The organism is Pantoea sp. PGP6, assembly GCF_053474785.1.
The window spans coordinates 1452303-1476119 of record NZ_JBQBMA010000001.1 but is presented as its reverse complement, the minus strand read 5'-3'; the positions used below and the strand labels follow the sequence as shown (position 1 = coordinate 1476119).

Below are 23817 nucleotides of genomic sequence, written 5' to 3'. Positions count from 1 at the left end.
TGCATCAGCGGTATTGAATAACCTGCCTGTTACTGGGTCGCCTGTAGCAGGAATTAAATAAAGAGATATATTAATGCTCACTATCAATGCAGTAGAACGTAAAGAGCAGGGTAAGGGTGCGAGCCGCCGCCTGCGTACAGCAAACCGTTTCCCGGCCATCATCTACGGTGGTTCTGAAGCGGCTGTTGCCATCGACCTGGATCACGACTCCGTAATGAACCTGCAAGCTAAGCCAGGTTTCTACGACGAAGTGCTGACCCTGTCTGTTGACGGTAAAGAAACCAAAGTGAAAGTTCAGGCTGTTCAGCGTCACCCGTTCAAGCCAAAACTGTTTCACATCGACTTCGTTCGCGCTTAATCGCGAGCTTCGTTGAAAGCAGAAGGGCCGGTTGCGAAACCGGCCCTTTTCTTTTGGCGCTGCCAGGTGAAAACGGTGGCGCGCAGGTAAAGCCGGGCTCAGCCCGGCTTTTTTATTTGCTGCTGGTCCGGCGCTGAAGCTGATCGCGCAGGTTCGGCGGCGTGCCTTTGATGGTCAGGGTATCGGTGGCCGGATCCCAGAAAATGCGCTCACCTAACAGCATTGCATCAAAATTCAGCGTCAGTCCCCCGCCGCTGCCGGCAAATTTGGTTAACTGCCGCAGCGTGCTGCGGTCGGCCGGGAAACTCTCTTCCAGCTCGTAACCCTGTTCCTGGGTAAACGTCTGGAAGGTTTTTTCGCCCAGCGGCGGCAGCTCGCCCGACAGATCTTCCAGCGCAATTTCTTCACCCGCCTGCAACTGCTCGTTGCAGTAGCTGTAGACCTGCTGACGGTAGTTCTGACGCTCCTGCTTATCGAGATTCGACTCGCTGCAGTAATCATCCACCGCCTGTAACAGACCGCGGTTCTGCGCTTTGGTGTCTAAGCCCACCTCAGCACCGAGGAAATCCATAAAGAAGTCAGCCACTTTACGTCCGACGCGGCCACGCAGGAAGGTCAGGTAACGGGTTGATTCCGGGTTAGTTTCCCATTCGGTCAGGTCGATACGCGCCACAATATCGGCATGATTAATGTCGAGATAATGGGTACTGCTGATGTCCATCTGCTCGTTAACCCGCATGCTCGACTGGCTGTTGAGCACCGCAATCAGCAGATAATCCACGGCCAGATAGCGATAGTGAACAAACAGCACCACACCGCCTTCGGCAAACGGATATTTTGCCAGCTCATCGCGCAGGCGACCGGTGGCCGCGCGGCTAAAAGCGAGAAAATCATCGTTGCCCTGGCGACAATTACGCAGCGCGTCCGCCAGTTCACTCTCTGGGGTAAACAGGCCATAGGCTTTGCTTTTCGCGCTGTAAACCCGGTGCAGCTCCTCCACCATGGCGTTAACCGTGTTGGTGGCGGGTAACAGCGAATCGCGTAGCACCAGTTCAAGCTGGTTTTCATCGCGTTTAATTAACTGATGCAGGGCAATCTGGTCGATATCCAGACTCATGGTAGACTCTCCTTTTAGCACAGGCGCGTATTCAAACACCGCCGGCATCGGCTTTCAACTCAATGCGTAAAGCGAACAGTGCGCTTTCGATAAAATTGCGGAAAAAAGGTCGCTGTTCCGGTAATATATCGCCTTTTGAAATGAGCTCAGATAACGATATGCCACAATCTTCCCGTTACAGTGATGAACGCGTGGAACAACTCCTCGCGGAAATGGCCCAAATCCTGCAAAAGGACAAAGCCCCGACCGATCTCTCCCTGATGGTACTGGGAAACATGGTGACCAACCTGATAAACAGCGATGTCGCCCCTGCGCAACGTCGTTCACTGGCCCGATCTTTCGCTGATGCCTTGCAGGCGTCGGTACGTGACGATAACGCCCATTAATTTGCTGATTTGATCTCATAATATGGTAACCAACCGGCAGCGCTACCGCGAAAAAGTCTCCCAGATGATCAGTTGGGGGCACTGGTTTGCTCTGTTTAACATCCTTTTCGCGCTGATTTTAGGCAGTCGCTACCTGTTGGTCGCTGACTGGCCTTCTTCGCTGGCGGGGCGTATCTACGCCTATAGCAGCTGGGTTGGCCACTTCAGTTTTATCGTCTTTGCCGCCTATCTGCTGATCATCTTCCCGCTAACCTTTGTGGTGATGTCGCAACGGCTGTTGCGGGTGATCTCGGCGGTGGTCGCCACCGCCGGGCTGACGCTGGTGATGGTCGACAGTGCGGTATTCAGCCGCTTCCACCTGCACCTCAATCCGGTGGTGTGGGAGCTGGTGATCAACCCCGACCAGAGCGAGATGGCACGTGACTGGCAGCTGATGTTTATCAGCGTGCCACTGATCTTCCTGGTCCAGATGCTGTTTGCCACCTGGAGCTGGCAGAAGCTGCGCAGCCTCAATCGCCGTTCATTTGGTAAACCGGTTGCTGCGCTGTTTATCAGCGCCTTCTTTGCCAGCCATCTGATGTATATCTGGGCCGATGCCAACTTCTATCGCCCGATCACCATGCAGCGCGCTAACCTGCCGCTCTCCTATCCGATGACCGCCCGTCGCTTCCTTGAGCGACACGGCTTACTGGATGCGCAGGAGTATCAGCGCCGTCTGGTACAGCAAGGCGATCCGGAAGCGGTGTCGGTTGAATACCCGCTGAGTGAGATTACCTTCCGCGACGCCGGGACCCGCAATAACCTGCTGGTGCTGACCGTCGATGGCCTGAACAACGCCACGCTGGCAAAAGCACTGCCTCAGCTGAATCAGTTTGCCAGTGAAAATGTGCGCTTTACCCAGCACTACAGCGCCGGTGATACGCCGGAAAAAGGGCTGTTTGGCCTGTTTTACGGTATCTCTTCCAGCTACATGAACGGAATACTGGCGTCCCGCACGCCGTCCGCCCTGCTTGGTGCGCTCAGCACCCAGGGCTATCAGTTTGGCCTGTTCTCGTCAGAAGGGTTTAATCCCCCACTCTATCGCCAGGCGCTGCTGACCGACTACTCGTTGCCTGCCAGCAACAGTCAGCCGAATGCCAGCACCGTCACCCAGTGGCAGAACTGGCTGGACAGACAGCACGATGCCAGCAATCCGTGGTTCTCGTGGGTGGCGCTGAATGGCCCGAACGTCACCGGTGACAACGCGAAAGCACGTCAGCGCAGCTATCTGCGTCAGGCACCGGCGGTTGATGAGCAGATTAGCGCGGTGCTTAACACGCTGCAGGCGCGTGATTTGCTGAAAAATACCGTGGTGGTGATTACCGCCCAGCGTGGACTGGCGCTGGAAGGGAATCCTGACAGCGCCGGTAATCGCGAAACCCTGCAGGTGCCGCTGGTGATTCACTGGCCAGATACCCCTGCGCAAACGGTGGATCGTCTTTCTGACCATCAGGATGTGATGGCAACGCTGATGCAGCGCCTGCTGCATGTCCGCACCAACCCGGTTAACTATTCACAGGGTGAAGATCTGTTTGCCGCGCGCCGTCGTCACGACTGGGTTGCCAGCAGCGAAGAGAACAAGCTGGTGATTACCACGCCGCAGGTTACGCTGGTGTTGAACAATAACGGCAGCTACCGTGCCTATGATGCGCAGGGCAAGGCGTTAAAAGATCATAAACCGGAGCTGGCGTTGCTGTTACAGGTGCTGACGGAAGAGAAGCGATTTATCGCTAACTGATTAATAATGAGGCAAATAGTTGGCTGGCGTCTTGCATTCATGGCGAGAACCAGTAGACTGATTGTCCAGAGTTCGGCACGTAGCGCAGCCTGGTAGCGCACGGTCATGGGGTGTCCGGGGTCGGAGGTTCAAATCCTCTCGTGCCGACCAAATTCTCCCAACGTTTTGTCTTGTAATGTCCAGAGAAATCTATAAGAAACAGTAGGTTGTTGAAACCTGCTTTTTTCTTTTGTCTAGTGAAATCCTGATTGATACTGTGGAATCCACCTGATTCAGGCATACCCATGGGCATACGTTTCTAAGACTGCTTTTTGATATGCCTAAGCCTTCCAGGGAACAGAATGGAGACTGCTTATGGCAACACAGACCAAGTCCCTAAAGAATACAGAAGTGAAGAACGTCAAAGCTGCTGGACGATCACTGGTTCTTTATGACGGGACGATCTGGAACTGCAGGTACTCACGGAGACTCAAAACTCTGGCGGTTTCGTTATTACCAACCCTTCACCCGTAAACGGGCCATGCTCAGCTTCGGTTCATACCCTTCCGCTTCGCTTTCTGAAGCCTGCCAAATCGTGAATCAGCCCGCGCTCTTCTCAGCAAAGACGTCGAGCCTCAAGAGCACAAAATGGCAGAGCGACTTCGTCAGAAGAATGTGAGTGAAAGTACGTTTGAAAAATTTGCAGCTGAGTGGTCTAAGACCAAAGAGGCAGCCGGATTAGCAACTCACACTCTTAACGATATCTGGCGTTCAATGAGTAAATATGTGTTCCCACATATTGGCTCTATACCTATTTCAAGCATTACTGCCCAACAATTCATTGGATCCCTAAACCCAACTCATGCAGCAGGAAGACTCGAAACTGTTAAAAGGCTAAGTCAGCATATTAATGAGGTTATGGATTACGCTTTGAACTCTGGCTTAGTCACTTGAAACCCAGCGGCAAAAATCGGTAAGACATTCATAAGCCAAAAGTAAAACACCGCCCCGCTCTCTTACCTGAACAGCTACCTCTGCTTATGAAGAATCTCGCATTTGCGAGTATTGGAAGACAGACGCGTTGTCTCCTCGAATGGCAGCTCCTTACAATGACATGACCGGCAGAAGCGGCGATGACTCGCTGGGATGAGATCAACTTCGAGACAAAGGAATGGCATATTCCTGCTGGGCGCATGAAAATGAAACGCATGCATATTGTTCCGCTGTCTGAACAGGCATTTGCTGTGCTAGAAGTTATGAAGCCAATCAGCCAGCATAGACCACACGTTTTTCCCGGTTACCGCAATCCCCTGGAACCAATGAACAGTCAGACGGCAAACATGGCGCTGAAACGTATGGGCTTCAAAGATATCCTTGTTGCGCATGGTATGAGATCCATAGCCTCAACTGTTCTCAACGAGAAGGGATTTCAACCTGACGTCATTGAAGCAGCACTGGCTCACATTGATACCAATGAGGTCAGGAGAGCTTATAACCGTTCTCAGTATCTTGATAAACGAAGAGAAATGATGGCTTGGTGGGTTAGGCATGTTGAACAATCAGCAAGTGGCAACTATAGCTTTTCATCAGGATTGGAAAATGATTCAGTAAATCATTACCATGACGTGAAACTATGAAAAGTATTTGCATCTACTATTATACTCAACTAAAAGAGTAGCAACTAAACCTTAAGATCCAAAGACCGTGACTAAGCCTAATAATTTAAAAAGGAAATAGCCTAATGATTTATCAATGTTATTCATGCAGTAAGACATCTTTTGAAATTATTTGCCCATGGTGTTCTGGCGGAGTTCCAACGCCAACAAAATCATGGGGTACAAAAACACACATCCCCATAACCTCAGAAGAAATGATACCTCTTAACCCTTCTTTTTATCCAGAATTTCAATATCAGTCAAAAGGAGTTATAAAAGACCTGTTCGGGAAAAAGAAAGAGCAATCCCAACTCAATAGTCTACTTCAAAATGTTCTAGATAAATATGCAACGTTTAAGGATCCTTACTTCACAAATTTTATTTACACGACAAAATTTTCACATGATAAGCGTTCAGAGAATAATCTGACAGAAGATAAAAGTACCTACTCTGATTTTGTTTTGTTTCGCGAAGTACTTGTTCGGAAGGGCTTTGATGAGTTAGAAGAGCTGCCAATGCTTTTGGACAAGCTTTTACTTACCACATCATTCAACGCTTTATATAGTGGATTTGCGAATGAGATCAAAAGGCATATCAAACCTACACTCACAGAATCTTTAAAATCATGGATTGAAGAAGCAGGAACAACCTTTAGAGCAGATCTCTCTTTATTTCTATATTATGTCTGGAACAATAAAATAACCTTCTCTGCATTAGATTTCAATGAGAATGCTCAAAACACTCCAGGCACACCATTAATATCGATTGATAATGTTAGAAAATATATATCAATCTGTGAAACTATATACTTTGACATTTTAGTCGAAAGATTGGCTACACGCCTTGAGCACTTCAATCCCGATAAATATGTTAATATGTACTCAGTGGATTCAATGAATGGTTTTGAATTTGAAAACTTCTTAGTCAAAATTTTCCAGACTCTTGGGTATGATGTTAAAGAAACCAAGAGAACCCAAGATCAAGGTGCAGATCTATTTGTCACTCGCTTTGACAAAAATATTGTTATCCAGGCAAAAAACTACTCTGGCTCAGTTGGTAATTCAGCAGTACAACAAGCTATCTCCGCTAAGGCATTTTACTCATGTGACGAAGCAATGGTTATTACGAACTCATATTTTACCAATTCGGCTAAAGAACTTGCAGAATCAGCAAAAGTACGTTTAATTGACAGAAATGAATTACAAAAATATTTAGAAGACTATAATCAAAAAATAATAGAAGAATTTAAATGATTTTAAATCTTCAAACATTAAAAAATCGTCACTGTTAATTATGTATTGCGTTCTGATTTAAATCAGTGAAGATAGATTGCCTAGATCAATAACATCTAAATTTAGTCGTGCGAGAACAAAATGAATAGAGTTAATCAGATAGTTAGCATTCTTAGTAAAATGGAATCACATACTCCATTTGCGTTGATAAAATCCAAGAAAAAAACCTCAATAAAAATACAAAACTACTCTTTGCTTGGATGCCTTCTATGCCTTCTGCTGTTGGGGGCACTAATTATTCTATGCTTAACTTTTAATATTGATAAAAAGAGCGTAGAAATTTACGCTTTATTGCTACTTATAATGAATCATATCTTTGGAATTATATGCTTATCAACACCTATAGTCGCTGATATGAAATTCTTCTTTAATATGCGGAAGGAAGTTTTAAACGACTTTCAAATAGAAATCAATCACGATGAGAAGAATGTTGAACAACTCGATCACTATTCTATTCCCGAGTTGGAATATGCAACATATTGGTTAAATCTTAAAATTGAACGATTTAAAGCACGTATATCAGATTTCTTTGGTACTAAAACTGCCATTATATCTATTTTAGGATTATCATACTCTGCTGTACAATCTCTGGGTGGATTTGAAAAAATAGGCAATATTTTATTTAAAGGATTATTCGACTCTGATGTTGCTAATATAATTTCGATATTAGGTTTGTTTTTTCTTCTTGGGATTTCCCTTGGAGCCATTGTAATGAAAAAGATCATCAATCATTTTGAATACTTAAAAAACATTCTAGCACTGGCAAAACAGCGAAAAAAGAGTTCTCCTAACAAAATACATCGGTCAGAGTAATGAATCATTATATCTTTAAACCTCAATTAAAATTTAATAGCAGGAGAGTATCTAGAAGGATATCCAGGATAAAGACTATCATTCAGGAAACAATTGAAGTGTAGTGGCATAGTAAATTTGGCCACTTTAGCCCCGAGTTTCGCCTCAAAGCTGCTCAGCTTGTACTCGATCAGCACTACACCGTTGCCGCCGCTGCCACTGCGATGAATGTCGGCAAATCCACGATGGACAAATGGGTTCGACAACTGAAAGATGAGCGAGCGGGAAAATCACCCATAGCTTCACCCATGACACCTGAGCAGATTGAGATACGTGAGCTAAAGAAAAGAGTTCAACGCGTTGAAATGGAAAGAGATATATTAAAAAAGGCTACCGCGCTCCTGATGTCAGACTCCCTGAACAGTTCTCATTAGTTGAGAAACTCAGGGCGCGGTTTCCCGTTGCCGTTGTGTGCAATGTGTTTGGGGTTCATCGCAGCAGCTATAAATACTGGCGGCAACCAAAAAAGCCTGATGCCACGCGAGTGACATTACTCAGTCTTGTTCGTGAAAGTTATCGCGAAAGTAACGGCTCCGCAGGCGCACGTAATATTGCAGCGATGGTCACGAACAAAGGTGTAAAACTTAGCCGCTGGCGGGCAACAAAGCTGATGAAAGAGCTTCGTCTCATCAGTTGTCAGCAGCCTGGCCATAGGTATAAGAAGGTGTCTAAGGAACACGTTGAGATCCCCAATTATCCGGAACGCCAGTTTGCTGTAACCGAGCCTAATCAGGTCTGGTGCGGTGATGTGACTTATATCTGGACGGGTAAACGCTGGGCTTATCTGGCCGTAGTGCTTGATCTTTTTTCCCGTAAACCGGTTGGCTGGGCTATGTCATTTTTCCCGGATTCTGCACTGACAGTTAAAGCGCTGTCCATGGCCTGGGAAGCGCGAGGAAAGCCGGCTAATTTACTGTATCACCCGGATCAAGGCAGCCACTATACCAGCAGGAATTTCAGACAATTACTGTGGAGATATCAGATAAAGCAAAGCCTGAGTCGCCGGGGAAATTGCTGGGATAACAGCCCAATGGAACGGTTCTTCAGAAGCCTGAAAACAGAGTGGGTACCGGATAATGGCTACGCGAATTTTAGCCAGGCCAGCACGGCAATAACGAATTACATCACAGGATATTACAGCCAGCTCAGACCCCATCAATATAATGGTGGTTTGACGCCGAATGAATCAGAAAGATTGTTCTGGAAAAACTCTAAAGCCGTGGCCAGTTTTTGTTGACCACTACAATACTGACTGATTCAAATCCAAAAGACACTGCAGGGTTCCTGTTCATGTGGACATTACCTGCATTCTTCTTACTCCTTACGGCATATGTGTCGTACACACACAAAAGAGCAAACGCCTCAACTATCGACCTGCTGAACGTCAATGACAACAGATTGTGGAGCAATGAATTTCAGGACAGCAAAATGACCATTGATACGAATCGTGAGCTTATGACGCTTGAAGCTGGTAAGCGCAAGAAAGCTTACAAGTTTAGTGACGTCAAAGGCTGGCGATATCACTTAGCCGTTGGAGGTGAAATCGTAGCTTTTCGATTTAGTCGGTATGGCAGGAGCTAAAGGTCAAAACAACCCTACCCGCCTTAAAAATTCCGAAAACTCAGGGTTCTTTATCCAAGTAAAAGATATTGAATGCCCGGAATGGCAGATCAAATTTCACCCCCGTAAAAGCCGGTTTCACCATGAACGCGGGATCCGTGATACGGAAATGCAATTAAAGCAGTGGCGTGAAATTTTTGATCAGACACTCAACAAAACCACAGCAACACAATAATTATCAATATCAAATAAAGGATTAAGAAATGAATAAAATTTCAACAGTTGTAGTCCTGTCTTTGTCAGTTTTGGGCTTTGTTGAATAAATAAGATTTCTTGCGAACGACCCTGTAGCTGGCTGGATTTTCAGGCAATACGCACGCTTTCTGGCATCCCAGCCTTTGTCATCCTGTTCAACGCACGCACCATGGCCATAGCTTCCGCTACCTGACCATCGTAGTCACGCAGCGTCAGTGAATCTCCCAACAACTGCTTCATTCTGTACATTGCCGTTTCCGCTATCGAGCGACGGTTATATTCCGTTGTCCATTTCCACCGTGCATTGCTTCCGCTCAGCCGCTGATTAGCAACGGCACGGTTGCGGTCTGCGTACTCACCGGGCCAGTAACCTGCTCCTTTTCGGGGAGGAATAAGCGCGCTGATTTTTTTGCGGCGCAGTTCATCGTGACAGAGCCGGGTATCGTAAGCCCCGTCTGCCGCGGCTGCCCTGATTTTTCTGTGAGTCTGCCGGATAAGGCCCGGGAAGGCTTCTGAGTCCGTGACGTTATTCAGCGACAGGTCTGCACAGACAACTTCATGTGTGTTGCTGTCAACAGCAAGATGCAACTTTCGCCAGATACGACGGCGCTCTTTGCCGTGCTTTCTGACTTTCCATTCGCCTTCACCAAAGACCTTCAGCCCGGTGGAATCAATCACCAGGTGTGCGATTTCACCCCGGGTGGACGTTTTGAAACTGACATTAACCGACTTTGCCCGCTTACTGACACTGGTGTAATCCGGGCAGCGCAACGGAACGTTCATCAGGGCAAAAATGGAATCAATAAAACCCTGCGCAGCCCGCAGGGTCAGCCGGAATACGCGTTTAATCACCAGAACGGTGGTGATGGCGAGATCAGAATAGCGCTGGGGCCTTCCTCGTGATGAAGGCGTTGCCGACTCATACCAGGCCTGAATCGCCTCATCATCCAGCCAGAAAGTGAGGGAGCCACGGTTGATGAGAGCTTTGTTGTAGGTGGACCAGTTGGTGATTCTGAACTTTTGCTTTGCCACGGAATGGTCTGTGTTGTCGGGAGGATGCGTGATCTGATCCTTCAACTCAGCAAAAGTTCGATTTATTCAACAAAGCCTCAGTTTTGCTCACTGGTTGCGACAGCAAACCCTCTTCTTCCGAAATCCAGAAAGCTATGCAGGACAACATTGACCATACAAACCAGCAAGCCAAGCAACGTTTCGGTGAGAACAGCAAAGACATGCTCACGACTCTGAACAAAGCTGAGAAGGTTTCCTGTAAGGAATCAGAGGCCAAAGGTACATACCTCTGCAAAGTAAATACCGATATAACACTATCCTTCATGGGCGAAAAGCAAACCGTAGCTGAATTCAAATTTACGAAGAGTGATGGAAACTGGAAAGTATCACCTTAATTGAATCCAATAATTAACAAGCTCATTTTTCAACGAAATTTCAAAGCACATATTTTATGCGCAAGTGTTAGCACCAGGAAACCATTCAAAAAAAACCAGAAGCCTTTCAAAGGTCTGTTCGGTTTGTATAGGGCTTAGGTAATGATTTACAATCATACTATCGTAAGACAAATGAATGACGCTTATTATGAAAAAAATGCAAATCGAAGAAATTCTTGTAAAAGAGGGATTTACACCAAAAGAAGTCTCTGTGATACGTCAGCATGCTGAGAAAGACGGTTATCCTTATCCCTGGCTCCTTTCACAGTTAAAGAAAAGATTCATAGTTGCAATGATATTAATAGCAATCCTTCTCGCAGGACTCATTTATACCATTCGCAGTGGTACACAAGAAAACATTGTATCTTATTCGATAACTCTGTTAGCAGGCTTCACAATTCTGTATACTTTTATTCCTTTGAAGCCTGCATACAAAGCATTTAATTTTTTGAGAAAACACTCTCATGTTTTATAAAATCGCTAATGAATATTTTCATTTATTTAATCGAAGAATCGCACTACCTCTTCCCCCTACAGCAATACATTCACCACTAAAGACATCTATATAATATTTAATTGGATTAGGCATGTTTTCCATCATCCATGGAAGATCTTCAGAAAATTTCAAATCTGAGGTTGAAATAACCCAAACAGATTTACCATCAAAAGACGATCTAACAGCCTCATGAAAACGTTCGTCCCAACCATGACCTGTTACCCTTGCATATTCTTTGGCAATTTCAACAGCTTTATTTTCCGATATCATTGCTGAACTCCATACCAAACATTATACATCAACCCTCCAACCACTACTGGCCCCAAAAGAATACCTGCGGTTTCATGCCGCAATAATGTATATGTAATTTCGTAAGTATTTCCAAGAGGGAATTTGAAGCCTTCAATGATATATCCTCTACTCATCCCTCTGGCTCTTAATAAGCCAATAGTTTCAGCAAGTGACTCTTCCAGATATCGTAATATATATGATTTATTATATGCGCTTTGTCTCATGAAAACCCTAAGTTCTCTTAATAAATAGAACTTAGGCGCAATTGCCATGTGTACCTGTTCATGATAAAGAGTTGAAAGCATCTGCAAATATGCGTCTTCTTTCGACATTGCACCAGGATAGTAGTTGCGTCCTACTTCTACGTCCCCCCAGGGTTTTGTGCGTCCCTGAACGACGTCACTATGCTTTGTGATTTTTATCTTAGGAGTATAACGCCAGCCTCCATTGCGAGGCAGGTTCATTTTCCTTCCAATATCGCTGCTGTACCTAGGCATTTTTACTCCCCTGAAAGGAGTTTTAAATGTATCACCAGGCTTCTTCTTTAAAAGAAGTGCGAGGACAGTATTAACGCCTATCAGAGTGATCGCGTCTGCTAAATCCTTAGCAGCAACGTCAAGATCTCCTTCGCTACGAGCTGCGTTAGTCTTCGTTGCAAAATCAAACAACTTCTTAGCCGCTTCAAGCGCTACGCCTCCTACTGCTACCCAACCTACAATGAGAAGCACTAAATCAGCGATTTCACCAATCCCAAAAAAGTGCGCACCAGCCCAAACCATGATTACCCCCGCCATAGTTGCTAATGCTGAGGGGGTGACCATAGCAAGAAGCTGTTGACCTACGTCAGATGGTAAGAGCACTGCCGCTTTCGAGATGACTAGTTGTAGCCTTGACTGTATATCGCTAGGGATAACTTCCATTCTCTATCCTCAGTTATATGTTAAGCTGCCTGCAGAATAACTCTTGAATACTGCATTATCCAGTAGTTTTGTTTATCATGTTTGTTTGATCTGATTCAAGAAGAGATATCCACTTATCATTTATTTTTTAAACATTTATTAAAAGCTGACAGCATTAAAACAATGATTTAAATTAAAAACCCCACCCAATCCTCAATAATAAAAATATTAAAATCAGAGGGAAATGTAATGATAATTGATATTAAATATAAGAAGGCAAACAAAAGGCAGTCATAATAATTCTATACCATTCAATTTAGCAGTAGCCATTAAAGAATATCAGAATTTATTTGATTATAATATTCAGATACCGGAACAGAAGACATAGTGCGTTGCTGTCCGCTGAACTGACCTCAAGCCGGCACCGCACAGAACCTGTTCCGCAAAATGCGCGATGATCGCCGCCCTTGCTGAACGGCCCCCGAAATGATCATGTTGATTTTGGTTAGGGTGGTGATCACCTGAAGCTGTACAGCGCCACTTTTGTCACAGTTGCCGCTGTGGGCAGGATGCGGCACGACTACCTGGCTGGTCAGCAATAAAGCAGAAGCGGCGTGGCGTGGCGTGGCGTGGCGTGGCGTGGCGCAGGACAGTGTTCTGCTCTGCCGCATTCAGGCGCGGCAAAAACGTCACGCAAAGCGAAATAGCCGCGTTTTTGTCATCAAACGGTCACGTAGCTCGCGCTCTGAGGATTCCGATCTATACTAAAAAGCGTGTGGGTAACGATAGGAGAGTTCATGACAGTAATCGAAAAAGACGATCCAACCGAAGCACCAGAGTCCGGCGATAAGCAACAAACACCGCCAGACAAGAAGTAACCCACTAAGGCCGCGCCAGACGCGGCCTTTTCTATGGCGGTTGCCGCTAAGCTCTGTCAGATGTCGCCCGATCGCCCGGCTCATCCCGCATAACCTCCCGTTCAGCCAGACAACATCCTGCACGCTTTCAGGCAGTTACCTGTTGCAGCGAAATCCAGTCTGCCTCACAAAATAAGCACAACGCGACGCCAATTCATCAAACTGAAACAAAAATGTCACAGAAATTGCCTACTCTGGACTCCCCTGAAATTGATGGATAATTTTTATGGCGATCAAAGCGAAAAGCCTGAAGGATGCAGAAGCATTATTGCATTCAGGCATTAGCAAAGTGGAACTGGCGTACGACATTGGCAGCGACGATTTCTTTCGTCTGGCGAGCCACTGGTGCGACCGCGGCGCTCGCATCAGCAAAGGTCACCACCATTTTGTCGTTTCACTGAAAAGTTTTGCCATTCCCCCGAACGACTGATCCCTGCGGTCGGCTTGCCCCGGCTTCCTACGCCTGATTTAATGCCCTTTTGGCTTTGATTACGGCACCGCATGCGCTATCCCGACGTTCCGCTGCCGCCTCCTGCAGGCGGCTTTATCCTTTCTCAGCATCTGAGCGACAGCGATCCCTGGCTGGCGGTGAGCCGCTTTGATCCGCAACACTACAGTGATGCGCTTGCTGTTGCATGGGGACTACCGCTGCCCGATCGCCTGCAGCGGGCGGTAAATAAGCGCCGTGCCGAATATCTCGCCAGTCGGCTGCTGGCCCGCTGTGTGATGGCGCGTCTCGGTATTGATGATTTTATTCTGACCAACGCCGCCGATCGTTCGCCCTGCTGGCCCGCCGGCGTGCAGGCTTCGCTGTCGCACAGCGCAGGCGTAGTGGTGCTGGCAGCAACCTGTCAGCCTGGTGGTGTCGGCGTGGATGTCGAACAGTTGATGTCAGACACAACGGCCAATGAAACCGCTGACCTGCTGATGAATCCTCAGGAGCAGCAACTGCTGCGGGCGCTGCCCATCAGCTTCAACGCTGCCGCCACTCTGCTGTTTTCTCTGAAAGAATCACTTTATAAGGCGCTGTGGCCCCAGTTGCATCAGCCGATGGATTTTCAGCAGGCGGCGCTGGAAACGGTCGATCTCCGGCGTCAGTGCGCCACTTTACAGCTCACTCATCATTTCAGCGATCGCTTCACAACAGGGACCCGCTTGCAGGCGCAGTTTTTGTGGCAGGACGATCAGGTGATTACCCTGCTGATGCAGCAGGCATAAAAAAACCGGCTAAGCAATGCGGCTTAGCCGGGGTAAACACATGACGACAGAAGAAGTTTCAGGATGGCAGAGAGCCTGCTCTCTGCTGAATTCCAGCATAACGTGGTAGCCGCGCAGGCCGCCAATATGCCTTTTTGCTAAGCTTTGCCAGCCTGCATCAAAGCCCGGTATCGGTGCGTTCTACCGAGTCCAGCGTGGCCAGATCGCGTTCGCTGCCGGTCAGTTCACTCAGTTGCCCTTCTCGCATCTCCAGCAGTCGATCGGCGTGAATAAAGTAGTGATCATCGTGGCTGATGGCGAATACCGTTTTGCCGGCCGCCTGCAACCACGGCAGCAGTTCACGATAGAAGATACGACGGAAATGCGGGTCCTGATCGGCGGCCCATTCATCCAGCAGCAGCACATCCCGCTCTTCAGCCACCGCCAGCAGCAGTGCCAGCCGTTTGCTCTGCCCTTTGGAGAGCTGCAGATTCAGCACTTTATTACCTTCGATCTTCAGTTTGTCCTGCATCTTCAGCCGTTCCAGCCACTGCTGCACTAACGCCGGGTTCGCCGGAATGCCTTCGTGGCTAATCAGCCGATCAAACAGATGCACATCAGTGAATACCGCCGAGAAGTGTTTACGCCAGTGATCGAGCCCGTCAGCGTCAATCGGTTGACCATCCAGCAGCAGACTGCCGGACTGCGGCTGATACAGGCCGGTCAGCAGCATCGCCAGGGTAGATTTACCGCTGCCATTGCCGCCAATCAGAAACACCAGTTCACCGCGGCGCAGGGTCAGGTTGATCGGGCCGACCTTAAAGCCATTTTCACCGTAGTGAAAACAGACATCCCGCAGCTCCAGCGTCTGCCAGTCAGCTTTGGACGGAGAAGCGTGGAATTCGGGCTGATAAGGTACCAGATCAAAGGCATTGAGTTTGCGGAATGCCACCTGCGCGCTGAGCAAGGTGGGCAAAGCGCCGACTGCCGACAGCAGCGGCGTGCGCAGAAACAGCAGCGTCAGGGAAAAAGTCGCCGCCACCGCCGTGTTGGCCCAGCCGAGGCTGTTGGCCATAAAAAAGACCATGCCGATGGCGCCCAGCGTCATGATATTCGACCAGTTCACCGCACTGAGATGATAGGTATCGGCCCGCACAATATGGTGTCGCCAGGCGGTGGCATCTTCCTGATAGACGCTTTTATAGATCTGCCGGGCGCGCTCACGGTTAAGCTGCAACTCTTTGCGTCCGTCAATCACTGTCTGGTAGTCACGATAGAGGTGATCTTCGATTTCACGCAGCTTCGCCATGTGCTGATAAACGCGCGACACCAGCATCCAGCCACCCACCAGCGTCACGGCCAGCCAGCCGCTGGTCACCAGCAGCATTTTGGGTGACAGCCAGGCCAGATAGATCGCTGAACCCAGAGTGATGATGACGCCCTGAATCAGCTCCGGCAGACGCACAAAGGCCAGGGTAATGGCACGCACATCGCTGGTCAGACCCGCCAGCAGTTGCGCGCTGCCGAGTTGCTCAATCCGCTCCACCCGGGTATCAAGAATGCGTTTGATAAATTCACCGCGCATCCGCCAGACAAACTGATGGCCCAGCATCGTCAGCGCCAACTGGGAGGCCAGCGTAACCGCCATCAGTACCACCAGCTGCAACAGAAACTGCGGCAGTACCGCATAGGAAGTATTGATCGCGACGATCATTTCGCGGTTGATAAAGGCGATCATGCCAATACCCAACACTGCGCTCAGCAGCGTCAGCGCAATAACCCCGATAAAAGGCCAGCGAAACTGGCGAAAAACAACGCTTAACAACGTCATGCAGGCAATCCAGCAGTCAAAAAACAGCCTGCAGTGTAATGTGATGCAAAATGATAGCAATAGTTATTCGCACTGCGCCGCGCACCGCATGGTGAATTAAAAGGCGCGGCGGAAAGTCAGGTTATAGCGCCACGCGCCGACCAACGGGTGCACGCCCGGCTTGAGCGGCAGGATGCCGTGATAACGCAGGCGTGACGGCCCGCCCCACACCACAATATCGCCATGCTCCAGCAGCACCCGCTGGGTGGTGTCGCCACGTTCAAAACCGCCAAACTGGAATACCGCCGGTAATCCCAGCGAGACCGAGACGATAGGCTGACGCAGATCTTTCTCATCTTTGTCCTGATGCAGGGTCAGCTTCGCGCCAGGTTCATAGCGATTGAGCAGGCAGGCATCAGGGTTAAAATCGGGAAAGCCCGCTTCACGCGCTGCGGCCTGCGCCAGACTGCGAAACAGCGGCGGCATCGGTGGCCACTTGCGCCCGTTGAGGTTATCCTGCTGCTGATACTGATAACCGCGTGAATCCACTGACCAGCCGAAGTCGCCGCAGTTGGTCATCGCCACCGACATGCGGTGACCGCCCGGCGTAATGCGATGCGCAAACGGATTCTGGTCGGCGATGGCCAGAATCTGCTGATACAACGCTTCAGCCTCATCGCGCGCCCGGCGGCGCAGGATCACCGCGCCGTCAGCCAGCGGTTCCTGCCACGGTTGCTCTTCGCTAAACAGATCTAACATCAGGGTGCTCCTGTCGACTCGGGTTTAATCAAAAAGGCGGCAAACTGCGGTGACATCCAGCTCACAAAACCATCGCCTTCTTTACTGATCAGATAGACCGCCAGCTGCTGCTGGATTGCCAGCGCTTTGGCTTTTTTACTGCCCAGAACCATCAGGCCAGTATCCCAGCCGTCGGCCTCCAGCGCGGTGGTCGCGATCACGGTAGCCGAAACCAGTTTATGCTCAATCGGTCGGCCGGTAAGCGGGTCGATCACGTGAGAAACGCGCTTGCCGTCCAGTTCATAATAGTTGCGATAGCTGCCCGAGGTGCTGATGCCGTGTCCCTGTAGATCGACCCGCGCCTGCACCGCATTCTCACGGTCGGTCGGCTTCTGAATGGCGACCCGCCACGGCTGGTGCTGGGCGTTAAGCCCGCGGCTCAGCACTGCCCCGCCAACCGACACCAAATAATTATTAATCCCCAGCTGCTCCATCAGGCGCGCCAGATGATCGGTGGCAAAGCCCTCGCCTACCGTTGAGAGATCAACATACAAGCCAGGCAGATCCTTTTGCAGCCACTGGCCACCCGCGCCCTGCACTACCCGAAGATGCTGCAGACCAGTCTGCGCTTTGGCCGCCGCTATTTCCGCCTCATCCGGCGTATGGCTCGGCTGTTTTGTCGGGCCAAAGCCCCACAGATTGACCAGCGGTCCGACGGTGATATCCATCGCCCCTCCGGTTTTAGCACCAATGCGCAAGGCGAGCGTGACGATGTCCGCCATATTCTCGCTGACCGGCTGCGGCGTCAGCGCACGGCTCTGATTAAAGCGCGACAGCACCGAATCGGGCTTCCAGGTAGAGAGTTCGGCGTCGTCACTGTCGAGCTGCTGCTGAATGCGCTGCTGCAGTGCAGCTTTGCGGCCACTGTCGACGTCGGCCAGGCTGACCCGCCAGACCGTGCCCATGGTTTTGCCTTCCAGCACCATTGATGACGTCGCCGCTGGCTTATCACAACCGGCTAACAACAGGATGGCAAACGGCAAAGACAGCAGATTAATCTGATATCTCATTAATCCTCACTTGTAAAAATTTATCAATTCCTGCTACAAAGCATAAATCGCTGGTAAAGAGCGTAAAAGAGGGTTGAATCCTTCAGTCAATGACGCCAGTATCAACCGGTCATCTACTATGCATCCGCCCGTAACCGGGCGATTTACGTTTAACGGTTTGGTTTAATTAAGGAGCAGCAGATGATCTACGTGATTCTTGCCATCGCCCTGGGCCTGTTCATTTACAGCAGCTACAAAGTCTGGCATCAGCGCCGCCATCGTCACATGGCGCTGTCACGGCCGCGCCATTAACCCGCAGCGCTGCACCTGAACGGGGCAATGACCCTCTCAGCGTGCGCGGCAAGTTTACCAGAAGCGGCGGCAGGGCCGTGGCTATCAGAGCGGTAAAGCTGGCATGAATTCTGCACTGTTGAAACAGTGTTTATCTCTGAGAGGTGCAGAATGAAAACGTCACAGAACCTGCAGGCAGCCTGGCATCAGTGGCTGAGCTTTTCAGCCTTTTCTCTGGCGGGCGTGGCATTTGAAGGTGCCCGATTTGGCAGTGTGGTCTCACCGGTCACGGCAGTTGCGAAAGCGAAAAAGTGGCGAACGGCAGATGAGATAAAGGAAAAGGATTAATGACTCAGGTGCGCAGCCAGCGCTGCGCACCTGCACAAATCAGAACTGGTAAACCAGACCCAGTGCCACCACGTCGTCGGTATTAATACCGGCCTGGTCGGTGAACTCGTTGTCATCCAGCAGGTTGATTTGGTAATCCACATAGGTGGACATGTTTTTGTTGAAGTAGTAAGTCGCGCCTACATCAATGTATTTCTTCAGGTTTTGTTTACCCCAGCCCTGCACATCGGTGCCGCGTGAGGTGACATACGCCAGTGATGGACGCAGGCCGAAGTCGAACTGATACTGTGCCACCAGCTCCCAGTTTTCCGCTTTATCCGCATAACCAAACACCGGCGAATCGCTGCTACCGAAGCGGGTTGCGTTGTAAGACTTGGTGTACATCGCTGCCAGATAGATGTTGTTGGCATCGTATTTCAGACCGCCGGTGTAGGCTTCTGCTTTGTCGCCACGACCGAGGATACCCGCCTGGTTGCCGTTCTGATCGTTGGTACGGTCAGACTGGAAAGCCGACGCACCGATACCAAAACCGGAACCGAGATCGTAAGTGGCGCTCAGACCCCAGCCGTCACCGTTCTGGCCCAGCACATCACGACCGTTTGGTGACTCATCACCATTGCCGTTTTTGCCCTGATACTGCACCGCAAAGTTCCAGCCATCGACCAGGCCGAAGAAGTTGCTGTTGCGGTAGGTCGCCATACCGTTGCCGCGCTGGAACATAAAGTTATCCGAGCCATAGGTATCACCACCGAACTCTGGCAGCACGTCGGTCCATGCGCCGATGTCATAGGCTACGCCGTAGTTACGACCGTAATCGAATGAACCTGCATCGCCAAACTTCACACCGGCAAAGCCGACGCGGGTATAGCTGTCAGCTGTACCTTCAGATTCTGCATTGTTCAGCGCCGCCTGATACTCCCACTGGCCGTAACCGGTCAGCTGATCGCTGACTTCGGTTTCGCCTTTAAAGCCAAAGCGGACGTAAGACTGATCGCCATCAGAACCATCGTTATCAGAGAAGTAGTGCAGACCATCGACTTTACCAAACAGGTCTAATTTGTTGCCGTCTTTATTGTAGATTTCAGCTGCGTTTGCTGATCCTGCTGCGACCAGCAACGCAGGGATCATCAGGGAGAGAACGCGACGTTTCATTTTATTACCCTCTGTAATGTGCCTTTATTATTTGCCACTGCGAACTGAATGATTAAAAATTCAGCCGGCAAGCCATTGTTGTTTTATAACGGGCAATAATCCATCACGAAAATGCTACTAAATTTCCAAAACTGTTTCATAGTTCGAAACAGTTATTTCTGAATGTAAGTTTTGGGGAACTAATAACCAGCACATATCGATAAAAAATATGGCACAAAAAGCCAATCGAATTTCGCCTCGTTTGTTATCAACACGTTACATCGGAATGCTCTGAAGCACTGAATGATAAAACTTATGCGTCATCAGGTAATACAATAGATCCCGCTATCATCATTTATTTCATTATTCCCTTCATTCACCCCGAATGAGATGTTTACCCTAATTTCCCGCCGGACATGTTTGTCCGGCATTTTTTTTGCCTGCGATCCGCCGTTGCGATTCGTTTTATGTAAACATGGTTTCCGGCGATTAATTAACTTTATTATTTTGCCGCACAGAAGGTTAATTTCCGCACTGCCTGCCGCTTATCTGGCGATATATCCGCCCACTTAATTTATCACCGTAACTAAGCACACTGCGATAATATCCGGACCGTGATTTTAGCGTTCGCGCATTGATTCTTTAACTTTATTCAGCGGCTTAAGCAGGTAATCCATCACCGATTTCTGACCCGTCTTAATTTCAACATTGGCCACCATACCGGGCACGATCGGGAATTTACGGCCGGCACGGTTCGTCAGTTCCGCTTTTTGGGTGCGAACATAGACCCGGTAGTAGTATTGATCCCGCTTAACCTCATCCTGCAGCGTATCCGGCGAGACGATTTCGACCTCACCCGGCAGATCGCCATAGATAGAGGAGTCGTAGGCGGTGATTTTGACGATTGCCGCCAGGCCGGGACGGATGTAAGCGATATCGCGCGGATTAATGCGGGTTTCAATCAGCAGCTGATCTTCCAGCGGCACAATCTCCATCAGCTTGCCGCCCGGCTCCAGTACCCCGCCCACCGTGGTCACCTGAATATCCTTAACGATGCCGCGCACCGGCGAATAGAGCGTGGCGCGCGTCAGCTGGTCCTCTTTCCCCGCCGCCACCTGCAGCTGCGCATCGAGTTCAGCATTGTTTTTCACCTGCTCTTCGTGGGCGCGCACCAGATAGTCATTGCGCGCCTCGTCAATTTTGCCGCGCAGGTCGCTGACCTGGCGACGCAAACGGATCACCTCGACCTGACCGGCCGCGCCTTTAGCGACCAGAGGCTCGGTCAGGCGCAGCTCATCCTGCACCAGCTTCAGCGACTGCTGCAGGTTGCTGATGGTTTCCGTCAGGTTGCGCCGCCGGGATTCATACAGCTGCCTTTCCCGCGTCACCAGCTGCGGCTCCTTCAGGGTTTCCGCGCTGAACTGCAGCGGCGTGCCTGACAGCTCCGCATCCAGCCGCTCCGAGGAGGCGCGCAGGGTGCGCACTTTAGCCTGCGCTTCACCGAAGTTGGACTGGAAGCGGGTTGGATCCAGCGTCGCTAGTATCTGCCCTTTCTCGACAATATCGCCTTCATGCACGTTGAGCTGTTTGACGATGCCGCCATCCAGGCTGTCAATAACCTGTGCGCGGCTGGAAGGGGTCACTTTGCCGGTGCCGACGGTTACCTCATCCAGAATGGCGAAGTGCGCCCAGATCAGGAATATCGCCAGCGCTGCCGTGCAAAGCCAGATAATGGCGGACGTACGGCGTTCATGGCGCGCCAGATCTTTATCAATCATCACCAGGCTCATGCAGCATCTCCTTTATTCGGCCCTGCCGCCGGTTGGGCGGCCGGAGTCGTGGCGCGGCGCAGAATCTCGTCACGCGACCCATCGGCCACAATCCGGCCGTTATCCATCACCACAATGCGGTCGACCATCTTCAGCAGCGCCGGACGGTGCGTGACCAGTATCAGGGTGCGCCCACTGATCCAGCCCTGAAGCTGACGGATCACATGCTCTTCCAGCTGCTCATCCATGGCGGCGGTCGGCTCATCCAGCAACACCACCTGCGGCTGACGCAGGATCATCCGGCTCAGCATCACCATCTGACGTTGCCCGCCGGACAGGCCGCGCCCGCCTTCATTAATAATACGATCCAGACTGGCCGCATCCTGCTGTACCAGCGATAGCGCGCCGCTGATGCGCAGCGCCTGTAACATCTCCTGTTCGCTGGCGTGCGGATTGCCCAGCATCAGGTTTTGCCGCAGCGTGCCAAAAAACAGTCGCGAATCGTGTGACAACCAGCCGAGCTGGCGGCGGAGATCGATCGGATCGATGCGTTCAATATCCACGCCATCAACAATCACCTTGCCCTGGCTCGCCATCGCCTGACCGGCGAGAATTTTGAGCAGGGTTGATTTTCCGGCACCGACTTTACCCAGAATGGCAATCTTCTCGCCCGGTTTGATCTGCAACTGCTGCACGTTGAGGACGTTCTTTTCATTCTCTTCGTCGTAGCTGTAATGCACGTTACGCAGATCGTACTGGCCGGTCAGCGTCGGACAGTGCGCCAGGGTCGCCGCGTCGGGCTGATCGAGCGGCTTCTTCAGCAGCTCATCCAGCCCTTTCATCGCCATTTTGGCATGCTGCCAGCGGGAAAAGACCATGGTGAGCTGCATCAGCGGCGCGATGGTGCGTGACGACAGCAGACTACAGGCGACCAGAGTGCCGGTGGTGATTTGCGAATCGAGAACCAGATAGACGCCGAACACCAGCATGCCGGCATAGGTGAGCTGCTGCACCGTGGCGGCCCAGCCGGTCAGCCGGGCGCCCCATAAGCGTTGCTGATTACTGATAGCGGCGCTGACCTCATGGGTCTGTTCCCACTGGCGCTGGAAATAGGGTTCCGCCTGCAGCGCTTTAATATCTTCAATACCTTCAATGGTTTCCACCAGCACCGCATTACGCAGCGCCCCTTCGCGCAGCCCCTCCTTCGCCAGCCGCGCCATCGGGATCTGCACCAGCATGCCAGGGATCACGATCAGCGGTATCGCCGCCAGCGGAATCAGCACCAGCCAGCCGCCGATAAATGACATGATGATCAGGAACAGGATAACAAACGGCAGATCGGCGGCCGCACCCACCGTGGTGGAGGTCAGCAGTTCACGTACCTGATCGATTTCACGCAGCTGCGAAATGAACGAACCGGTCGATTTGGGTCGTGCTTCATTGCGAATGCTCATCGCCCGGGCGAACAGCATGGCAGAGACTTTCAGGTCGATGCGCTTGCCCATTAAGTCGGAGACCTGGGTACGCATCAGGCGGATCAGATACTCAATCGCCGCCGCGATCAGCACCCCGACAAACAGCACCCACAGCGTGGCCTGCGACTGCGCCGGGATCACCCGATCGTAGACCTGCATTGAGAACAGAATGCCGGCCAGCGCCAGCACGTTGCTGATCACCGACGCCAGCGAAATCTCGGTGATGCGCCGGCCCATGCCGCGAAAGTTCTTCCAGAACCAGTGCGGTTCATACGGCTGGACGAATTCATCGATGCGCGCATCGCGGCCGCGCGCTGCGACGCCAATCACCCCGACCTCGCCCTGTGCGCGGGCCAGCAGTTCAGACAGCGCGCCTTCACGCACCACGTCGCCGCCTTCGCTTAGCCAGTAGCGTGCGCTGCCGTCCGGGTCGATTCCTTCCAGTACCGCCACGCTGCTGTTTTCCAGTACCAGCACTACCGGGGTGATCTCCTGACGCCAGCGCAGCTTATTTTGCGGCACCATGGTCAGATGCAGCCCGAGCAGCCCGGAGAGCCGTTCCAGCTGCTGCGCCACCGGCAGATGTTCAAACCAACGCATCTGCTGGCGCAGTGTTTTGCCGTCGGCAGGTTTACCGAACCGCGCAGCCACGCGCAGCATGGCGGCAATCCAGTTATCGGTATTCAGGTTTTGTGCGCTCATAGTTAATGCCTTTTAATGCGAAAGCTCG

Annotated in this window: 24 protein-coding genes, 1 tRNA gene and 2 pseudogenes; 16 read left to right on the top strand and 11 right to left on the bottom strand. The window is 50.6% G+C overall.

Features of this window, described 5'->3' with window-relative positions:
• The first annotated feature begins 73 nt into the window (after positions 1-73).
• The gene (rplY, locus tag ACLIBF_RS07025; RefSeq protein WP_013358540.1) at positions 74-358 is read left to right on the top strand and encodes a 50S ribosomal protein L25; all 285 of its coding nucleotides are present in this window, start codon (positions 74-76) and stop codon (positions 356-358) included.
• 112 nt (positions 359-470) lie between these two features.
• Here the strand turns inward: rplY and yejK are convergent, their stop codons facing one another.
• On the bottom strand, positions 471-1475 hold the full coding sequence (gene yejK, locus ACLIBF_RS07020; protein ID WP_069728977.1) for a nucleoid-associated protein YejK: 1005 nt from the start codon (positions 1473-1475) through the stop codon (positions 471-473).
• A 158-nt stretch (positions 1476-1633) separates the two neighbouring features.
• On the opposite strand from yejK, the gene ACLIBF_RS07015 reads away from it, so the two are divergent.
• The 9 genes and pseudogenes from ACLIBF_RS07015 to ACLIBF_RS06975 all read left to right on the top strand — a co-directional run bounded on the left by ACLIBF_RS07015 (position 1634) and on the right by ACLIBF_RS06975 (position 9211).
• Entirely contained in the window at positions 1634-1861 is a 228-nt protein-coding gene (locus ACLIBF_RS07015; RefSeq protein ID WP_009089108.1) for a YejL family protein, read from the top strand.
• 22 nt (positions 1862-1883) lie between these two features.
• On the top strand, positions 1884-3638 hold the full coding sequence (gene yejM / locus ACLIBF_RS07010) for an LPS biosynthesis-modulating metalloenzyme YejM (protein ID WP_031377239.1): 1755 nt from the start codon (positions 1884-1886) through the stop codon (positions 3636-3638).
• A 73-nt stretch (positions 3639-3711) separates the two neighbouring features.
• A tRNA-Pro gene (locus ACLIBF_RS07005) sits at positions 3712-3788 on the top strand.
• A 204-nt stretch (positions 3789-3992) separates the two neighbouring features.
• Positions 3993-5254 (top strand): annotated as a pseudogene (locus ACLIBF_RS07000) (integrase domain-containing protein).
• Between the two features lie 104 nt (positions 5255-5358).
• Positions 5359-6525, top strand: a complete 1167-nt coding sequence (locus ACLIBF_RS06995; RefSeq protein ID WP_159223551.1) for a restriction endonuclease — start codon at positions 5359-5361, stop codon at positions 6523-6525.
• 120 nt (positions 6526-6645) lie between these two features.
• Positions 6646-7377, top strand: coding sequence for a hypothetical protein (locus ACLIBF_RS06990; protein ID WP_448309497.1), 732 nt, complete (start codon positions 6646-6648; stop codon positions 7375-7377).
• 125 nt (positions 7378-7502) lie between these two features.
• A pseudogene (locus ACLIBF_RS06985) lies at positions 7503-8653 on the top strand (IS3 family transposase); the annotation flags it as partial.
• 53 nt (positions 8654-8706) lie between these two features.
• Entirely contained in the window at positions 8707-8997 is a 291-nt protein-coding gene (locus ACLIBF_RS06980) for a DUF4755 domain-containing protein (protein WP_425029055.1), read from the top strand.
• Positions 8984-9211 (top strand): DUF4755 domain-containing protein, encoded by a 228-nt coding sequence (locus ACLIBF_RS06975; RefSeq protein WP_279811430.1) that lies wholly within the window; start codon positions 8984-8986, stop codon positions 9209-9211. Before ACLIBF_RS06980 ends, ACLIBF_RS06975 begins: the two co-directional genes overlap by 14 nt.
• A 128-nt stretch (positions 9212-9339) precedes the next feature.
• Here the strand turns inward: ACLIBF_RS06975 and ACLIBF_RS06970 are convergent, their stop codons facing one another.
• Entirely contained in the window at positions 9340-10263 is a 924-nt protein-coding gene (locus tag ACLIBF_RS06970) for an IS5 family transposase (protein WP_001118645.1), read from the bottom strand.
• 134 nt (positions 10264-10397) lie between these two features.
• Here ACLIBF_RS06970 and ACLIBF_RS06965 point away from each other — a divergent pair, with 134 nt between their 5' ends.
• Positions 10398-10637, top strand: a complete 240-nt coding sequence (locus tag ACLIBF_RS06965; RefSeq protein WP_448309496.1) for a hypothetical protein — start codon at positions 10398-10400, stop codon at positions 10635-10637.
• A gap of 187 nt (positions 10638-10824) precedes the next feature.
• The gene (locus ACLIBF_RS06960; protein WP_279811425.1) at positions 10825-11151 is read left to right on the top strand and encodes a hypothetical protein; all 327 of its coding nucleotides are present in this window, start codon (positions 10825-10827) and stop codon (positions 11149-11151) included.
• A gap of 18 nt (positions 11152-11169) precedes the next feature.
• Here ACLIBF_RS06960 and ACLIBF_RS06955 read toward each other — a convergent pair whose 3' ends face one another.
• From ACLIBF_RS06955 to ACLIBF_RS06945, 3 genes are all read right to left on the bottom strand, one after another.
• The gene (locus ACLIBF_RS06955) at positions 11170-11442 is read right to left on the bottom strand and encodes a hypothetical protein (RefSeq protein WP_128088276.1); all 273 of its coding nucleotides are present in this window, start codon (positions 11440-11442) and stop codon (positions 11170-11172) included.
• On the bottom strand, positions 11439-12383 hold the full coding sequence (locus tag ACLIBF_RS06950; protein ID WP_448309495.1) for a hypothetical protein: 945 nt from the start codon (positions 12381-12383) through the stop codon (positions 11439-11441). Before ACLIBF_RS06950 ends, ACLIBF_RS06955 begins: the two co-directional genes overlap by 4 nt.
• Before the next feature lie 525 nt (positions 12384-12908).
• Positions 12909-13055, bottom strand: coding sequence for a hypothetical protein (locus ACLIBF_RS06945; protein ID WP_448309494.1), 147 nt, complete (start codon positions 13053-13055; stop codon positions 12909-12911).
• Positions 13056-13505: 450 nt separating this feature from the next.
• On the opposite strand from ACLIBF_RS06945, the gene ACLIBF_RS06940 reads away from it, so the two are divergent.
• On the top strand, positions 13506-13709 hold the full coding sequence (locus ACLIBF_RS06940; protein ID WP_031377240.1) for a hypothetical protein: 204 nt from the start codon (positions 13506-13508) through the stop codon (positions 13707-13709).
• 71 nt (positions 13710-13780) lie between these two features.
• Positions 13781-14497, top strand: coding sequence for a 4'-phosphopantetheinyl transferase family protein (locus ACLIBF_RS06935; protein ID WP_279810015.1), 717 nt, complete (start codon positions 13781-13783; stop codon positions 14495-14497).
• A 157-nt stretch (positions 14498-14654) separates the two neighbouring features.
• Here the strand turns inward: ACLIBF_RS06935 and ACLIBF_RS06930 are convergent, their stop codons facing one another.
• The 3 genes from ACLIBF_RS06930 to apbE all read right to left on the bottom strand — a co-directional run bounded on the left by ACLIBF_RS06930 (position 14655) and on the right by apbE (position 18094).
• Positions 14655-16307, bottom strand: coding sequence for a multidrug ABC transporter permease/ATP-binding protein (locus ACLIBF_RS06930; RefSeq protein WP_279810014.1), 1653 nt, complete (start codon positions 16305-16307; stop codon positions 14655-14657).
• 96 nt (positions 16308-16403) lie between these two features.
• A complete protein-coding gene (gene alkB, locus ACLIBF_RS06925) occupies positions 16404-17045 on the bottom strand; it encodes a DNA oxidative demethylase AlkB (protein WP_031377243.1) in 642 nt (213 codons plus the stop codon).
• Positions 17045-18094, bottom strand: coding sequence for an FAD:protein FMN transferase ApbE (gene apbE, locus ACLIBF_RS06920; protein WP_031377244.1), 1050 nt, complete (start codon positions 18092-18094; stop codon positions 17045-17047). The genes alkB and apbE overlap by 1 nt, the downstream gene beginning before the upstream one ends.
• Positions 18095-18274: 180 nt before the next feature.
• Here apbE and ACLIBF_RS06915 point away from each other — a divergent pair, with 180 nt between their 5' ends.
• Together ACLIBF_RS06915 and ACLIBF_RS06910 are read left to right on the top strand one after the other, a co-directional pair.
• A complete protein-coding gene (locus ACLIBF_RS06915) occupies positions 18275-18385 on the top strand; it encodes a response regulator (protein WP_193387668.1) in 111 nt (36 codons plus the stop codon).
• A gap of 150 nt (positions 18386-18535) precedes the next feature.
• Positions 18536-18712 (top strand): hypothetical protein, encoded by a 177-nt coding sequence (locus tag ACLIBF_RS06910; protein ID WP_162836812.1) that lies wholly within the window; start codon positions 18536-18538, stop codon positions 18710-18712.
• A gap of 39 nt (positions 18713-18751) precedes the next feature.
• Here ACLIBF_RS06910 and ompC read toward each other — a convergent pair whose 3' ends face one another.
• The 3 genes from ompC to ACLIBF_RS06895 all read right to left on the bottom strand — a co-directional run bounded on the left by ompC (position 18752) and on the right by ACLIBF_RS06895 (position 23789).
• On the bottom strand, positions 18752-19864 hold the full coding sequence (ompC, locus tag ACLIBF_RS06905; RefSeq protein WP_448309493.1) for a porin OmpC: 1113 nt from the start codon (positions 19862-19864) through the stop codon (positions 18752-18754).
• 599 nt (positions 19865-20463) lie between these two features.
• Entirely contained in the window at positions 20464-21633 is a 1170-nt protein-coding gene (locus ACLIBF_RS06900; protein ID WP_031377246.1) for an HlyD family efflux transporter periplasmic adaptor subunit, read from the bottom strand.
• Positions 21630-23789 carry a type I secretion system permease/ATPase gene (locus ACLIBF_RS06895; RefSeq protein ID WP_279810012.1) on the bottom strand — a complete coding sequence of 720 codons (2160 nt, stop codon included), beginning with the start codon at positions 23787-23789 and terminating at the stop codon, positions 21630-21632. Before ACLIBF_RS06895 ends, ACLIBF_RS06900 begins: the two co-directional genes overlap by 4 nt.
• Positions 23790-23817 lie beyond the last annotated feature (28 nt).